We start from the raw sequence: 15,498 nt of genomic DNA on the forward strand, positions 1-15,498 counted from the left end.
GTAAAGATAAAGTTCAATATAATTTAACTTTTATGATAAAAGGAGTGACCAGTGTGTTAGGGGAACGTATCAAACAGATCCGAAAACAGAAAAAAATGACGCAAACGGATGTTGCGACCGGCATCATCACGAAGTCAATGCTCAGTATGGTCGAGAACGGGAAAGCGACACCGTCTGTGCCCGCATTACAGGCGATTGCTAGGCGATTACAGGTGACAGTCGAAGAATTAATGCTCGATCCGCGAGATGTTCAGATGCGGGAACTCATCGAAACAATCCGTTCGCGGCATACCCCATATTTTTCAGACGAAAAAATTCAGGAACTTCTAGAACCTTACTTGGTTCCGGAAACGACTTCCTATTGGCAAGGGCAGGTCTATCATAAATACGGCGATGCCCTCCGAGCGTCTGACCCGGAGCTTGGTTTGATATATTATGAGAAAGCAGAGCGGATTTTTCGACAGCTCGGTCGTCAAGATGAGCAGTTGCTCGTTCAGATCTCGAAAGTCTATTTTTTATTCAATCTCAAACGGACAAAGGAAGCATACGAGCTGATCGAAGCAATGGATGTACCACGCGAGATTCCACTTGCACCGAAAACCTATTTAAATTTCCAAATCTTGCGTGCACTTCGAGCAAGTTTGTTCGATGATCACTACACAGAAGCGATCGCTTTATTGCGTGAAGGGGTTCAGTATATGCGGGAGCAAGATGTCTATTATCATGTCATTTCGTTTCAACGTTTTCTCGGACTGTTTTTATATCTAGAAGGGGAAATCGAAAAATCACAGCAAGAGTTTGATCGATTGGAGCAGTTTTTTGCATTTAGTGAAACGACTGCCGTCGGACGAATCGAAGTCGATTTGACGAAAGGACTCATCGCGATTTTTGAAAACGATACGGACGGCATGCAGATGGCGTGGGAAAAACTCGTCACTGTAGCGATCGATGACGCGAAGCATTACATCGGACAACTTGAAGTCCATCTCCTTGTCAATGGCATCGAATTACCGAATCAGACGCTTCAGCAGAGCGTCGATAAGATATGGGAGATGCAAGATGCGTGGCTTGCTGCGAGTGGATTCGACCAAGCGATGATGTTACAGACGCTCGTACTAGCGATGCAACGAGGAATTGGTCAAGAACGGCTGGAGGATGTCATTCGATTGAAGGATGACCTTCAAAGTGAACGCCTCAAAGGCGATCTTGAGCGAGAGATACAAGCGTTGGTTAATGTTCAATGACGAAAAAACAGGCATGAAGCGAGTGCGCTTCATGCCTGTTCGTGTGAGGATGTCGTTCTTCTGAAGATCAACAAGACGCATGCAAGGACGGAAACGATCAAGTGTCCGACATAGACATCTCCCGTCTGGATGTAATGCAAGAGCATCGAGCCACCAAAAATCAATAAGGCAAGAAAGAGAAGCCGGACATAAAGTGATTTGTAAGACATGCAGACACATCCTTTCCATATCCAGTATATCCCAAAGTGAAGTGATAAGACAAAAAAACATCCACCCCAGAGGGATGGATGAGGAAAGTTTAAAGTGATTTAAAGCCTAATAGTTTTTGTGTCCAGTAGCGTTCCGATACACGGCTGATGCCGAGTGCCGGTGTGTTGGCATGGATGAACTGATCGTTGTTCAGCATGATCCCGATATGCGTCGGACCAGCAGCATATGTGTTTTCGAAGAAGATGATATCGCCACGCTTCGGTTGACGTAATTTTGATAACTTCGCTCCGAGGTACCGATCATCGTTCCAGTAGCCGTTGACGTTCGTTCGTCCGACTGCATAGCCAGCGGCATTCAAGGTATAGTTAACGAATCCAGAACAGTCGAATCCACCATTAACGGGGCTGCTTGATCCCCAGACGTATGGTGTACCGAGATATTGTTGACCAATCGAGATCGCACGTTCCATCAATGTTGAACCAGGAACGGTCGTCACAGGAGGTGTCGTCGGAGTGACCGGAGGCGTCGTCGTGACGGATCCCGTCGTGATGTAACTCTTCGCGACATAGTAGAGACCCGTTCCGATCTTGATCTGGTACCAGCCGCTATCTTTACCTGTCGTTTCACCTGTGACATTGACTGTCGAACCGTGTCCGACTTGTGTGAAGACTTTAGACGACGTCGAAGGCAACGTACGGACATTCAGACCGGTTGGGGCATTGACGCGATACGTCTTCGAAGCATCAACTGGCGTCAAAGAGACTCCGGGAGTCGTCGGTGTTGTTGGTGGTGATGCTTTTGTTGAAGCTTTGACATAGGTCGAAGCGACATATGCTTCTTTTCCGTCAAGCTTGACTTGGTACCACGAATCAACGGCACCTGTGACATCGAGCACCGTCTGATGCGGTAATGTCTTGTAGATTTTTGCGTTCGTCGCTGCAGCAGTCCGTGCGTTCAAGCCTTCCTTCGCATTAACCGTGTAGACTTTCGATCGATCAACCGCTTTAACGACTTTTTTGACGGGAGTCGTTGCGGGTGGTTTTGAATCCGTCGTGACGTTCGACGTCTTTTTGCTGACTAACGTCGCATGGACGTAAGCCGTTTGTTTTTTATACGTGATTTGGTACCAATCTCCTGTTTTTTTCTTAACAGATAAGATTGTATTCTTTGCTAGTTTTCCGAGTGATTTCGAACTCGTCGTTGCTTTTTGGCGAATGTTGACGGCATCGGTATTCGTTATGTAAGTCGTAGTTGTTGGAGCCTTTTCCGTCGTCGCTTTGACATATGCTGAAGTGATGAAGGCTGGTTTGGACTGATAGCGGATTTCATACCAGCTGTTGACTTTCTTGACAGCTGTCAGCTTCGTACCTTTTTTGAGCGTCGTGATGACCTTCGCGGAAGTCGAGGCAGCCGTGCGAATGTTGACGTTATCCGTCAAAGTCAGTGTCGTTGACGCGGCTGAAACCGGAACCGTGGTACCGATCAAAGCGAGCGTCGTGAGGGCGAGAACAGTCTTTTTCACGTGACATAGCTCCTTCCAATAGATAGGTAAAAATCGTTGTTACCATTTTGTCATAAAAAGCGCTGATTCCCCTGATTTAAAAATATAATTTTTGTCTGGAAAACTGTAATACCGTTTTTCAAAAAAACGAATAGGTAGAATGAGTATTTTCAAAAAAGTTCAAGTACACTAGAAGTACTCGGAAGGAGGTTACACATGTTACGCCGTTTTTATCAGTATTATATCCCGCACAAACGATTATTCTGGCTCGATTTCATATCTGCTTTATTCGTCGGGGTTTTAGAACTTGCTTTTCCACTCGCTGTCCAGTGGTTCATCGACTCCTTGTTGCCAAACGGTGAGATGAACTGGATCATCCTCGTCAGCGTCGGATTATTAGCGCTCTACATCATCAGTACGTTGATGCAATTCGTCGTCAACTATTTTGGACATAAGCTCGGGATCAATATCGAGACCGATATGCGTCGTCAACTGTTCAGCCATGTGCAGAAACAGTCGTTCCGTTTCTTCGACAATACGAAGACGGGGCATATCATGAGTCGGATCACGAATGATTTGTTTGATATCGGGGAACTTGCCCATCACGGTCCGGAAGATGCCTTCATTGCCGTCATGACATTGCTGGGTGCATTCTCGATCATGTTGACGATCAACGTGCCACTCGCGCTCGTGACGATCATCGCTGTACCATTCCTAATCTGGTTGATCAGCTATGCGAACGTCCGGATGAATAAATCGTGGGACCGGATGTATGGTAACATCGCGGAAGTTAATTCACGCGTCGAGGACAGTGTCTCTGGTGTCCGTGTCGTTCAGTCATTCACGAACGAAGCTTACGAAATCGAGCGTTTTGAAAAAGACAACGCGACGTTCCGGCAGTCGAAAATCAATGCTTACAAAGTCATGAGTAAGAGTCTATCTGGCATTTACTTGACGACCCGTTTGATGACGCTCGCCGTCTTAGTCGTCGGTGCGTACTTGACGTATCGTGGCACTTTAACGGCCGGAGAGCTCGTTGGATTCATTCTTTATATGAACATCTTGCTGAAGCCGATTGATAAGATTACGGCATTACTTGAGATGTATCCAAAAGGGATGGCTGGCTTCAAACGCTTCCTCTCGATGATTGATGAGGATGCATCGATTCCGGATGCGCCAGACGCACTCGTCGTTGATCGGTTGAACGGTGGTATCACATTCAAGGATGTCGCGTTCGGTTATGAAGCCGATCGTCTCATTCTAGAGAATATCAATTTGACGGTCGACCCGGGACAGACCGTCGCGTTCGTTGGAACATCAGGGGCAGGGAAGACGACGATCTGTTCGTTGATTCCACGTTTTTACGATGTTCTAGATGGCGCAATCACGATTGACGGAATCGATATCCGGCAGATGACGAAGGAGTCTCTGCGACAACAAATCGGGATCGTCCAGCAAGATGTCTTTTTGTTCTCAGGGACGATCGCTGAAAACATCGCCTACGGTGATCTGAATGCGACGCAAGAAGACATCGTACAAGCGGCAGAACGTGCCCATCTCGGCCCGATGATCGCGGATCTACCTGATGGCTACGCGACACAAATCGGCGAACGGGGACTCAAATTGTCGGGTGGACAAAAGCAACGACTCGCGATTGCGCGGATGTTCCTGAAGAACCCACCGATTCTGATTCTTGATGAAGCGACGTCTGCGCTTGATACGGAAACGGAAGCACTGATTCAAGAATCGCTTGCCGAGCTGTCTGAGAACCGGACGACGCTCGTTATCGCCCACCGTTTAGCAACGATTCGAAATGCCGATAAGATTTTCGTCGTCACGAAGGACGGCATCGTCGAAGAAGGCTCGCATGATGAACTAATGGATCAAGGTGGTTACTTCTCCCGTCTGTTAGAGAGACAACGAGTTTGAATCGAATTGAAAGAATGAGAGGCGACGGACATGTTCTGTCGCCTTTTTTTGTTCGTCTAAAAATAAGGTTGTACAAGCCAATTTTAGGGAAAACGATTTATAGAAAAGAAGGCGAGGTGGAAGGATGTACGGTCAATTCTGTGAGAACTATGATGAGAGTTATCCCGTCTTGCGGGAGGAATCGTCACATGATTTCCATCGTTTTTTTGCGCTGTCCTACACGATTCATGATACCGTTTTTGAACAAACTGTCTACGAACGGCTGATGCGGACGATCAAACATAAGACGTCGCGTTTTTCAGCACTTCGGAGCCGCTATACACCGTTGCTCGTTGCCCATGTTCAATTAAATAGCACGGATCCCGATGTTCTCATCGAAGAAATCATCGTTGCGGAAAAGAAGATTAAACATCGCTTGATTCGTGATAAAGGAGTTCGCCCATTTTTTGCACTCAACGAAGTGCTGAACCGTCGACAAGGAATTGATGCGTTCCCTTATATGGAACGATTACATGCGACACGACCTCATTTGAATGCCGCGAAACAGTACGTCGTGACATCGACCTTGCTTGAACAGCAGCCATTACCAGAGGAATTTTTAGAGCGTGTCGATACATCGGAAGAATGGCTCGCGCAATATATGGAACGGACGAGTGAACGTGTCATTACGGCGCAAATCTTAGCGGCGCATCCAGATCCTTCAGCGCAACAGGAACGAATCATTGCGTGGCGGGAACTGTTAGAGCGGAGAGAAATCATCATCTGGGATCGTTTAATGCCGATTCTTGCGTTACTGCCTACAATGGAACGTGTCGACTGGATTTATGTGACCCGAATCGTCGACCGGGAGCGGGCACGGAATCGATTTTCAGACGAAGTCAACTGGTTGATTGCCTTTCATTTGTTGCTCGCTAAAACAGGTGTGACACGAGTTCAAGCCACGTTGCTATTGCTGGCTGCACTAGAGTTGACGAAAAAGCCTTGAAATGAAATAGACAAAGAGGCTGACTCAAAAGTCGATCTCCGCAAGATAAGGGTGGCAGAATGATGATCTGCCACCCTTATCTTGTAAAAAAAGAATGACACGTCACACGCCACTCCTACAGGAAAAAGCGCATTCTTGCGCTGTCAGAGACAAATAAGACCCGTTTTCCTGCTAAATGAAGCAGGAAAACTGGCATGTGTCTCGCCTGAGGAAAGGGCGTGAAAAGACGCGTCATTCTTTTTTTGAGTCAGTTCTTTTAAAGTGTCATCCTTTAATTTAATCGAACGTCGTAAACGTCGCATGTCGTTCGACCGGATACAGTTCCGTACCGGCGACAGCGTTCAAGATCAACTGGTTCCGCGAGACGGACATCCCGAGATTATCCGCAGCCGGACCGTGTGACAGCTCTAAATTAGCAGTTGCGTAAAGATGATGGGCTGTCTCGACCGAACGCACGATTTGGTAGTCGGCATCGACTTTCCAGGCATTCGGTGCTTCGAACACGATATCAAGTCGGTCGATGAAGCTCGGAAGGGATGGCGAAAAACCAGTTGCCGCGATGACGGCATCTGTTACGGACATACGTTCATCCTCAAGTTCTTGATGTTGCATCGCAATCGTGAACCGCTCATCGTACGTAATCTCTTTTACTTCGAGATTCGCGCGGATCGCGACCTGTCGTTGTTCCTCTTCCGTCAAATCATAGAGATGGGCATAGATTGATTGAAGTGTCTCCGGACTGATACCGTTCTGAGAGCGGGCGAACTTCTTAACCGATTCTTGTCGTACTTCGAGTGGAAGCTGGTTGAAGTACGTGACGTAGCTCGGTGAAAAAATTTCTTCTCCGAGTTTGCCGGTCTCAAGTGTCTCAAACAGTGTCGAACGCGCGATCCACTCGAGTTCAGGACGCTCTGGAGCAGGCGTCGTCAAGAGATCAAGGAAAATCTCGGCGGCACTTTGACCGGAGCCGACGATGCTGATTTTGTTGCGCTGAAGTAAATCTGCCTTATTCATGACATATTGCGTATTGTGGATGACGCGTTCATCAAACGTATCCGGGATGGCAGGTTTTGAACCAGTGCCGATGACGACGTTTCGTGCTTCGAACGTTTCGCGTTTACCGGTCGAGACATCTTCGACGAGGACTTCAAAACTATCACCGGTGTCTTGCACGTCGATGACACGCGTCGAAAAGTGGAGATCTTCAAGCTGTGTTGCGACCCAACGTAAGTAATCGTTGTAACCTTGTCTTGAAATCAGAAGTTTTTCATAGAAGTAAAACGTGTGGAGACGGTGAATCGATCGTAAGTAATTGAGATAGGAAAACGAACTTGTCGGATCGGCGAGTGTGACGAGATCGGAGATGAAGCTCGTCTGCATCATCGAGTCCTGGATCATCATGCCGGGATGCCAGGAAAATTGTTCGCTTTCGTCAAAAAATAACGTCTTTAAATCTGTCGGATGCGCAAGTGCGCTCAATCCTAAATTCATCGGACCAATGCCAATGCCGATTAAGTCATACATAGAAAAAGCCTCCCAATTCGATATTGTTCTAAAACAATACCCGAAAAGGAAGGCGGACGAAACGTCAGGCTGAAGCTTTACAGCTGGTCGGTCGTCGTTGTTTTGGTTTCGACCGTCATCGTTTTCCCATCACGGATGATCGTCAAGGAGAGCGGTCCATCTGATTTAATCAGTGCCGTTTTGATGTCAACGAATGCTTTGATTTCGGAATCATTGATTTTCGTGATGACATCACCTGTTTTCAGTTTAGCCGCAGCAGCTGGACTGTTCGGTTCGACTGACATGACGACGACACCTGTTTTTTGACTGTCTGGTAGTTTGACCTGATCTTTAAGATAACCGGCAGGGAACGCCGCAACGTCTTGTAAGGATACACCGAGCGTCGGATGCTCGACTTTACCGTTTGTTTCAAGCTGTTTGAGGATTGGTAATGCATCATCGATCGGGATACTGAAGCCGACACCTTCGACACCAGACTCAGCGATTTTCATCGAGTTGATTCCGACGAGTTGTCCTTGTTCATTGATCAAGGCACCACCCGAGTTCCCGGGGTTAATGGCAGCATCCGTTTGAATGACCGTCGTATTGAAGTCGTCTTGTCCGTCACTGTTCGTATCGACCGGTACGGTCCGGTCTTTCGAACTGACGATTCCGCGTGTGACGGAGTTTTGGAACTCACCAAGCGGGTTACCGATTGCGAGGACCGTTTGTCCGGCTTTTAAGTCCGCTGATTTCCCAAGTGTGATGACACCCGGAACATCGCTTGCGTCCACTTCAAGCACAGCTAAGTCATAGGTTTCGTCGCTACCAAGCAACTTGGCTGAGAGTGTCTTGCCGTCATTCAACGTTACATCGAGTTTTGATGCCCCGTCGACGACGTGATGGTTCGTAATGATGTATGCTTTGCCGTCCTCTTTCTTATAGATGACACCGGACCCTGAACCAGCCGCTGCTTCTTGTTGGGACATCGAGTTGCCCGCTTGATAGTTCGTTACGGTCACGACGGATTTTTGAGCCGTAGCGACTGCGTTCGTCACCGGATCATTCGTCGTCGTTGAGACTTGTTTTGGCATACCATTTGATAGTGGTGTATCAGCGACTTGTTGTTCTTGATCGAGTAGGATCGGAAAGGCAACCGTAGCCGTCAAGACCGCGCCGATGATGCCTCCAGTCAATCCAGGTAAAAGTGCTTTCGTTTTTCCAGCCATAAGTCATCATTCCTCTCTGTATGATTTCTGACTTCATCATAGCAAATGAAGCAACCTCTTCTCTGATTACGGGAGACATTCCGAAATGACTCATCATTCCCCATAATTCGACGACAATTTCTAAAAGTTGAGATAATCAGGTCATTTCGATACACTGAAGCTGTCTCGAACATATATTTCATTAACAGAAAGAGAGTGTGGAACATAATGCTATTGCGTCTAGTCTATGGAGCAGGATTACTGTTTGCGGGAGTTGGTCATTTCCGCAATGAAAAAGGGTTCGTCAGCATCATGCCGTCGTTCATTCCGTTCAAGCGCTTCTTCGTCCAAGTGACAGGGGTCATCGAAATCGCTTACGGTGTCATGTTGTTGACAGGAAAAGGGGTTCACCTCGTTCGTAAGACTCTTCCTGCCTTCTTATATGCTGTCTTACCCGCAAACGTCAACATGGCAGTCAATCCAAAGCCGATTAATGGGAAACGTCTTCCGTCTTGGTTGCTTTGGACACGGTTGCCGCTCCAATGGGGGCTCGTCTCTCTTGCGAAACGTCTGAAATGAATCGGAACAAAAAGCCGCCTAAATGGCGGCTTTTATTGTTAGAAACGTTTGTTGACAGCAAGTAAGGAAGCTTTTGCAATCTCTTCGTAGGTAGAATCGTTCGGGTGGAATTGGTCACTCGATAAATCACGTTTGACGTCACGCACGAGATTGAATGTGTCGATGATTTCGACATCGTACTCGATACCGAGCGTCCGTGATTTTGCATTCCAATCTTGTACGATGGCATCGAATGCTTCACCGTTTTCCGTTGCACGGAAAGGATTATAGAGCCCGACGTAGAAAATGACAGCATCCGGATTTTGTTCTCGTAGGATACTGAACGTCTTTTTCAAGTTCGCTTGTGCCGTCGTAACGGTTTCGGCTGTCTTCTTCGCATTGAAGTTCGCGACGCCTTCACCACGGTTGAATAAGTCATTTCCGCCAATCGTCACCGAGATGACTTTTGCTTGTTTGATTGAACGTAAGACTTCTTTTTGTTCTAGTTGTTTCAGTAAATCTTCCGTCCGGGCACCACTGACGGCAAGATTCTGGAAGCGCTCGACAGTGTTATCTTTGACAAGATCGCGTCCGACGATCGCGGCGTAACTATTGCCGTTTGATGCTCCGACACCACGTGTCAAGGAATCACCAAGCGCGACGTACGTCCCGCCTTTTTTGACAGGCTCTTCCTTCGTAGGTGTCAGGACGGCACGTTTTGGTGGGTTGACGACGTCACTATAGGCACTGACGAAGCCGTATCCAAAGATTGCCGTCAAAACGAGTGAGACGGTTAAAAACAGGGGCCAGCGTAATCGCTTCATGAACGTTCCTCCTTCTAGGTTCTAACCTGATTGTAGCAAAAGTTGAAAGAATGTGCGGAAATGAAGTGTTCTGACAAGTCAAATGATTCATTATTCCGCTAGAATAGACAATAAGAGGTGAGAGACGTGAAACCAACAGTGAAATTAGAAGGTGTAACAAAGGTGATCGGAAAAAAGACGATCATTGATAATATCTCGTTTGAGATTCAACCAGGTGAAGTCTTTGGCTTCCTTGGACCGAACGGGGCAGGAAAAACGACGACGATCCGGATGCTCGTCGGCTTGATCAAACCGACGTCCGGTAAAATCACGGTCTGTGACTTCGACGTCCGCAAACAGTTCGTCCAAGCGATGGAGCGGATTGGCTCGATCGTTGAAAATCCAGAGTTGTATAAGTATTTGACGGGTCGCGAAAATCTACAAGTCTTTGCCCGGATGTTACCGAATGTCGATGAGGCCCGGATTCAGGAAGTCATCGATCTCGTCGATTTGACGGCGCGTGTTGATGATCAAGTCCGGACATACTCGCTCGGGATGCGGCAGCGTCTCGGAATCGCACAAGCATTACTCGGACGACCAAGCGTCTTGATTCTCGACGAACCGACGAATGGTCTCGATCCGATGGGGATTCGGGATTTACGTCAATTCATCCGCCGGCTCGTCGAGGAAACGGGACTGTCGGTCCTCGTCTCGAGTCATATCTTGGCTGAGATCGAAATGCTTGCCGATCGAGTTGCGATCATGAGTTATGGCAAAATCGTTCAAGTCGGAACGGTCAAGGAACTGGTCGAGTCGCTCGCACCAGGCGTTGACTGGCGTGTTGACGATGCCTTTAAGGCGAATGAGATTTTATCAGCATCCGATTTAGTCCAAGTTTCCGAAGTCGTCGATGCGAATACGGTTCATACTTTGATGGATGCAAGCAAGACACCAGCGCTCAATAAGCAGCTGCTCGAAGCAGGTGTCGAAGTCTGGACGATTGAACGGAAAGTCCAAACGCTCGAAGATCTGTTCATCACGTTAACGGGAGGCGATCACATTGCGTAATCCGAACATGATCGGTCTCGTTCGAAATGAAGTGACGAAAATTGCTTCAAAGCGTCGTTTTGCTGTCGTTGCGATCATTTTGATCGTCCTTGTCTCGATGTTTACGTACGCACAGTACCGAGACATCCAAGAACAAATCAAAAAGCAGGGAACGCTCGATTGGCGGGTTGAGTTACAACAAGACATCGTCGACACGCAGAACCGTCTTGCTTCCAGCAGTATTCAAGATGAGTTCCGTCAGTTCCTTGAGTTTGACCTAAAACAAAATCAATACTATCTCGACAATGACATCAACCCGAACTATCCGGGAGCCCCGACGTTCATCCGGATCTTCTTCTCGCAAGGATTGACGCTGATCTTACCGCTGTTCATCATCGTCATCATGGCGGATATCGTCAGTGGGGAGCAAAATGACGGAACAATCAAGACGCTACTGTCGCGACCAGTCCGGCGCTGGAAGATCCTGATGGCGAAATGGTTGACGGTGTTGCTCTATACGTCGATGCTGATGGCATTGACCGTCGCCGTCTGTTACGCGATATCCGGGATCGTCCTCGGCTATGACGGCTGGACCGCACCGATCTTGACCGGTTTCCAAGCTTCACCGAGCGGTACGTTCTCGACGGAGTTCGTGCATACGTTACCGATGTGGGAGTACCTCTTGATGGCCGTCGGTCTAGCATGGATCGTCACAGCTGTCGTCGGAACGATCGCCTTGATGGTCTCTGTTCTCGTCAAAAATACAGCGACAGGGATCGGGATCATGATGGCAGTCTTGATTTCCGGTACGTTACTGACGACGCTCGGTTCAAGTTGGACGAGCTCGAAATATCTCGTCAACGTCAACTTCGGACTGATCAATTACCTCGATGGACAAGCGCCACCAATCGAGGGGATGACGCTTCCGTTCTCCCTTGCCGTCCTCGGTTGTTGGACGGTCGCGGCATTAGTCGTTGCGTTCTGGAACTTCACACAAAAAGATATGTATTAAGACGAACGGGTCCACCTATAGAGGGGGACCCGTTTTTCATGGATGAAGCGACAAACGATCGTATGTCTCGATTATTTTTTGATACTGAAGTTGTGTCGGTAACGAAGCATCTACTATCAGAATCGGGGAAATCGACCGGTCCATCTGATACTGGTGTTCTGCGAACGTACCGATCATCGATGGATCCGTCGCCGTGTGATACGTCCGGCACCAGTCAAGGAATTCATTGGAGCCTGTAAAATCTGAGTATCGTGCTGCTTCGCGCGCGATGAGACGTTCCATCCGAACCGATTCGTCGAGCGACAGGAAGACCAGCAAGTCCCGATCGATGAAACCGTCCGGATACCAGGCGAAGACAGAACCGGAGACGATGTAATCGTTGTAAGACATTAGATCTGCTTCATACATAGAAACTCGCTCGGAGACGTCTCGTTTTTCAGTGAACGTCGTATCTTTCCACAGATAATGGTCGGTATCAATCCAGGGAATCTGTTCAGCTTGTCCGATGAAGGCGCCTAGTGTACTTTTTCCGGTACCTGAGCCACCAATAATTTGAATACGCAAGACAATCGGCTCCTTTCGAAATAATGTACCGGCACGCAGAACAGGCCCGGGCATGATGCCGGACCTGTCGCTTGGAAGAACGAATTCTCCCTATGTCGCCTCGTGCAAGCACAAGACATGGAATCGAGAGGCAGTGCCTCTAATAGGAAGCCGATGCAGGTCAGCCTCCGCGCTACGTACCAATCGTACTTTTATCATACTGATTCCAAGAATTGGTGTCAAACCTGCTCGAAAGGGTTTACAAACCGTTCAAACCGTCAAAAGAGAGAATAACGATGACTAGAGGAGGAACGACCATGGCAGATTGGGGCATCATGCTGACAGGCGTCGTCATTTGTGGGTGGTGCATCTTTAGTGCCATCTATGACGATTTCATCCGTCGCGTATAAGACGAGCAAACGTGAACCGTCCAAGGAGGGCGGTTTTTTTGTTGATTTTTTTAATCCGAGTAAGTGGCTGTGGTACACTCGAATCAGAATGAAAAGATAGAGAATGGGTGAAGAAAAATGAAGAAACAACCAGTCATCGTCATCGTCGGACCGACGGCAGTCGGAAAAACGAAGACGGGCATTGAACTAGCCAAACGATTAAACGGAGAAGTCTTATCTGGAGACTCTGTCCAAGTCTATCAAGGGATGGATATCGGATCGGCAAAAGTGACGACCGAAGAGATGGAAGGGGTGCCGCATCATCTGCTTGATCTCGTTACACCGGATGATGAGATGAGTGTAGCGCGTTTCCAGACGGTTGCCCGAGCGACGATCGATGAGATCGCAAGTCGGGGGAAGTTACCGATCATCGTTGGTGGAACAGGGCTTTATATCCGTTCGATTTTATATGATTATCAGTTCACCGAGCAGGCAGAAGATCCAGCCTTAAGGGCTGAACTCGAAGCGTATGCAGCGACACATGGAGCGAATGCGCTACATGATCAGTTGAAGGAACTTGATCCGGTGCGTGCCGAAGCGATTCATCCGAATAACATTCAGCGGGTCGTGCGGGCGATTGAGGTCGCGCGGACGGGTCAGACACAAACGACCGGTAGTAAGCCTGCACTTTACGAGAGTCTACTGTTCGTCCTACACATGGAAGACCGGGATCGCTTGTATGATCGAATCGATCAGCGGGTAGATATGATGGTCGAAAGTGGGCTTCTTGAAGAAGTGGCGCGTCTTGACGCTGCCGGGTACCGACAAACGAAGGCGTTGCAAGCGATTGGTTATAAAGAGATGTTACCGGTCCTTGACGGGGCACCACTCGATCCTGCTGTCGACATGCTGAAACGGAACACGCGACGCTTCGCTAAACGTCAATTGACGTGGTTCCGGCACCAATTTGATGGCGTTTGGGTGGATATGGGAAAGTTTTCATTTGAAGAAACGTTCAAAATTATCTATGATAGAACTGTAGAGTTTCTGAAAGCGGTTAAATAAGAGTTGCCCGAAGACAGAAACAGATAAAAAGAGGGGGCACGGGGAATCATGAAAGCGACATACAACATTCAGGACGTCTTTTTAAATCAATTACGGAAAGATGCAGTCCCGACAACGGTTTTCTTAATCAGTGGGTATCAATTACGGGGGCTGATCAAGTCATTCGATAACTTCACAGTCATCTTGGAGTCGGAAGGCAAACAGCAATTGATCTACAAACACGCGATCTCGACGTTCGCACCAGCGCGCAACGTGACGTTATATGAGCAAGAAGAGACACAAGAAGTCTCTCGCTAAGCAAAAAGACGACCGGGGGGTCGTCTTTTTTTTAGGTTTCATTCAGGTGTGGCGCTTCGTAAGTGAAGCGAAAAATGACAGTTGCTTCACTCCATCGTAAACGTGTCGTTACAGTAATGGTGTTAGTTCCTCGACTGCTTCTTCATAACGTCTGAGCGAGACATCCTTATAGAGGCATGTCTTCTGTAGGCGTTCTTCCTTCGTCATCTCGTCCTGATATGTTTTCAGGATAAAACTGTTGCGTAACATCGACGGCGTCAAGATCCGTTTATTATCCGACCGTTCATTCAGCTGACGCATCATCTTCGTAATCATGACGATCGACAATTGCTTCGGTGCATTTTTGCTGTAGACCCATCGGAATGTCATCCGAGCGAAGTCGAAGGCGACGAAAAAGGGATCGGTACTGTTATAACGGGGGCGGACCGGCTCCGGGATCGTCTTCAAGTATCGCAACATGATATCTTGATCCTCCCGCTCGAGGTGAAGCAGGTAACGGTTGCCGAGTCGGTCATGAACGGTCATCTCTTGCTGGGCGAAATTGAGGTCGTGCATCTTCAAACCAATGATGTGATGAACACGTAAGCCGTAAAGATAAAACAGACGAAGAATCAATTCGTTTCGATCGATCAAATACGGACGTGCCTTCAATTGATGTTCCGTCAAGCCGCGATCGGATTGATTCGTCCGGACCAACTGTTCGTATTCTTTGAAGGAAGCGACGTGTTTTGCCGTCAATTCGTGCGTCGGTTGTGCGTATTCGATCAGCTTCGCCTTCGTTTGCCGGATCTGGTAATTGACTTGATTGATGACGGTGACGATTCGGGCAACCGTCGCTTGCTGGTAGAGTTTCTCTTCGATCAAGTACTCATTGATGAACGTCTTCCATGTCTCGATTGAAATCGCCTTGAAATCATCGATCGTCTCGAGCGGCTGGTCGACATCCGTCATGTAACGATGGACTTCGATTAAATCATACCGATAGCGGCGGACGGTCGAAAGTTGCCGTCCACTTGTCGTTAGATAAAACAAATAGCGTTCAATGAACTCTGGAAGCGTATACGACTGTTCGCGTGCCATGGTTTTCCTCCCCTTATCGTAATCTTTCTTCCATCATAAACCGAACGGATGTTTCCTGTCCAAAAAAGTTCAGACGAACCGGTGCCTGTGGTATGATAAGGGGCGCAGTACGTCTTTACTCGTG

At 48.0% G+C, this 15,498-nt stretch carries 15 protein-coding genes; 8 read left to right on the plus strand and 7 right to left on the minus strand.

The window, feature by feature from the left end:
- Positions 1-53: 53 nt before the first annotated feature.
- Positions 54-1,244, plus strand: a complete 1,191-nt coding sequence (locus KNQ09_RS02075) for a helix-turn-helix domain-containing protein (RefSeq protein ID WP_064300213.1) — start codon at positions 54-56, stop codon at positions 1,242-1,244.
- Positions 1,245-1,273: 29 nt separating this feature from the next.
- Here the strand turns inward: KNQ09_RS02075 and KNQ09_RS02080 are convergent, their stop codons facing one another.
- Positions 1,274-1,453 (minus strand): hypothetical protein, encoded by a 180-nt coding sequence (locus tag KNQ09_RS02080; RefSeq protein WP_214857182.1) that lies wholly within the window; start codon positions 1,451-1,453, stop codon positions 1,274-1,276.
- An 89-nt stretch (positions 1,454-1,542) separates the two neighbouring features.
- Positions 1,543-2,976 carry a C40 family peptidase gene (locus tag KNQ09_RS02085; RefSeq protein ID WP_064300211.1) on the minus strand — a complete coding sequence of 478 codons (1,434 nt, stop codon included), beginning with the start codon at positions 2,974-2,976 and terminating at the stop codon, positions 1,543-1,545.
- A 195-nt stretch (positions 2,977-3,171) separates the two neighbouring features.
- Here KNQ09_RS02085 and KNQ09_RS02090 point away from each other — a divergent pair, with 195 nt between their 5' ends.
- Together KNQ09_RS02090 and KNQ09_RS02095 are read left to right on the plus strand one after the other, a co-directional pair.
- Complete coding sequence (locus KNQ09_RS02090) at positions 3,172-4,884, plus strand: ABC transporter ATP-binding protein (RefSeq protein WP_214857183.1); 1,713 nt, start codon at positions 3,172-3,174, stop codon at positions 4,882-4,884.
- A gap of 124 nt (positions 4,885-5,008) precedes the next feature.
- Entirely contained in the window at positions 5,009-5,869 is an 861-nt protein-coding gene (locus tag KNQ09_RS02095; protein ID WP_064300209.1) for a DUF4003 family protein, read from the plus strand.
- A gap of 276 nt (positions 5,870-6,145) precedes the next feature.
- On the opposite strand, the gene KNQ09_RS02100 is transcribed toward KNQ09_RS02095, so the two are convergent.
- Positions 6,146-7,393, minus strand: coding sequence for a lysine N(6)-hydroxylase/L-ornithine N(5)-oxygenase family protein (locus KNQ09_RS02100; protein ID WP_064300208.1), 1,248 nt, complete (start codon positions 7,391-7,393; stop codon positions 6,146-6,148).
- 77 nt (positions 7,394-7,470) lie between these two features.
- Positions 7,471-8,601: a S1C family serine protease gene (locus KNQ09_RS02105; protein WP_023467745.1), complete on the minus strand. Its 1,131-nt coding sequence runs from the start codon at positions 8,599-8,601 to the stop codon at positions 7,471-7,473.
- Between the two features lie 207 nt (positions 8,602-8,808).
- Between KNQ09_RS02105 and KNQ09_RS02110 the strand changes: the two genes are divergently transcribed.
- Positions 8,809-9,159, plus strand: coding sequence for a DoxX family protein (locus KNQ09_RS02110; protein ID WP_029341233.1), 351 nt, complete (start codon positions 8,809-8,811; stop codon positions 9,157-9,159).
- A gap of 38 nt (positions 9,160-9,197) precedes the next feature.
- Here KNQ09_RS02110 and KNQ09_RS02115 read toward each other — a convergent pair whose 3' ends face one another.
- Positions 9,198-9,962, minus strand: coding sequence for an SGNH/GDSL hydrolase family protein (locus tag KNQ09_RS02115; protein WP_023467747.1), 765 nt, complete (start codon positions 9,960-9,962; stop codon positions 9,198-9,200).
- 126 nt (positions 9,963-10,088) lie between these two features.
- Between KNQ09_RS02115 and KNQ09_RS02120 the strand changes: the two genes are divergently transcribed.
- Both KNQ09_RS02120 and KNQ09_RS02125 read left to right on the plus strand, forming a co-directional pair.
- A complete protein-coding gene (locus KNQ09_RS02120; protein ID WP_023467748.1) occupies positions 10,089-11,009 on the plus strand; it encodes an ABC transporter ATP-binding protein in 921 nt (306 codons plus the stop codon).
- Entirely contained in the window at positions 11,002-12,000 is a 999-nt protein-coding gene (locus KNQ09_RS02125) for an ABC transporter permease (protein ID WP_034785942.1), read from the plus strand. Before KNQ09_RS02120 ends, KNQ09_RS02125 begins: the two co-directional genes overlap by 8 nt.
- 36 nt (positions 12,001-12,036) lie before the next feature.
- Here the strand turns inward: KNQ09_RS02125 and KNQ09_RS02130 are convergent, their stop codons facing one another.
- On the minus strand, positions 12,037-12,564 hold the full coding sequence (locus KNQ09_RS02130; RefSeq protein WP_214857184.1) for a P-loop NTPase family protein: 528 nt from the start codon (positions 12,562-12,564) through the stop codon (positions 12,037-12,039).
- A 506-nt stretch (positions 12,565-13,070) separates the two neighbouring features.
- On the opposite strand from KNQ09_RS02130, the gene miaA reads away from it, so the two are divergent.
- Both miaA and hfq read left to right on the plus strand, forming a co-directional pair.
- Positions 13,071-13,997: a tRNA (adenosine(37)-N6)-dimethylallyltransferase MiaA gene (gene miaA / locus KNQ09_RS02135; RefSeq protein WP_029341237.1), complete on the plus strand. Its 927-nt coding sequence runs from the start codon at positions 13,071-13,073 to the stop codon at positions 13,995-13,997.
- 48 nt (positions 13,998-14,045) lie between these two features.
- Positions 14,046-14,294 (plus strand): RNA chaperone Hfq, encoded by a 249-nt coding sequence (gene hfq / locus KNQ09_RS02140; protein WP_023467753.1) that lies wholly within the window; start codon positions 14,046-14,048, stop codon positions 14,292-14,294.
- A 108-nt stretch (positions 14,295-14,402) separates the two neighbouring features.
- On the opposite strand, the gene KNQ09_RS02145 is transcribed toward hfq, so the two are convergent.
- A complete protein-coding gene (locus KNQ09_RS02145) occupies positions 14,403-15,374 on the minus strand; it encodes a site-specific integrase (protein ID WP_064300207.1) in 972 nt (323 codons plus the stop codon).
- Positions 15,375-15,498: the final 124 nt, after the last annotated feature.

It is taken from the genome of Exiguobacterium sp. s191, from assembly GCF_018618955.1.
GTDB lineage: Bacteria > Bacillota > Bacilli > Exiguobacteriales > Exiguobacteriaceae > Exiguobacterium_A > Exiguobacterium_A abrahamii.

What these genes read in the sequence shown, in the direction of transcription:
- KNQ09_RS02090 (WP_214857183.1), top strand. Translation starts at nt 3,172, where the DNA reads ATGTTACGCCGTTTTTATCAGTATTATATCCCGCACAAACGATTATTC.
- KNQ09_RS02080 (WP_214857182.1), bottom strand. Translation starts at nt 1,453, where the DNA reads ATGTCTTACAAATCACTTTATGTCCGGCTTCTCTTTCTTGCCTTATTG.
- KNQ09_RS02100 (WP_064300208.1), bottom strand. Translation starts at nt 7,393, where the DNA reads ATGTATGACTTAATCGGCATTGGCATTGGTCCGATGAATTTAGGATTG.
- hfq (WP_023467753.1), top strand. Translation starts at nt 14,046, where the DNA reads ATGAAAGCGACATACAACATTCAGGACGTCTTTTTAAATCAATTACGG.
- KNQ09_RS02110 (WP_029341233.1), top strand. Translation starts at nt 8,809, where the DNA reads ATGCTATTGCGTCTAGTCTATGGAGCAGGATTACTGTTTGCGGGAGTT.
- KNQ09_RS02105 (WP_023467745.1), bottom strand. Translation starts at nt 8,601, where the DNA reads ATGGCTGGAAAAACGAAAGCACTTTTACCTGGATTGACTGGAGGCATC.
- KNQ09_RS02095 (WP_064300209.1), top strand. Translation starts at nt 5,009, where the DNA reads ATGTACGGTCAATTCTGTGAGAACTATGATGAGAGTTATCCCGTCTTG.
- miaA (WP_029341237.1), top strand. Translation starts at nt 13,071, where the DNA reads ATGAAGAAACAACCAGTCATCGTCATCGTCGGACCGACGGCAGTCGGA.
- KNQ09_RS02115 (WP_023467747.1), bottom strand. Translation starts at nt 9,962, where the DNA reads ATGAAGCGATTACGCTGGCCCCTGTTTTTAACCGTCTCACTCGTTTTG.
- KNQ09_RS02145 (WP_064300207.1), bottom strand. Translation starts at nt 15,374, where the DNA reads ATGGCACGCGAACAGTCGTATACGCTTCCAGAGTTCATTGAACGCTAT.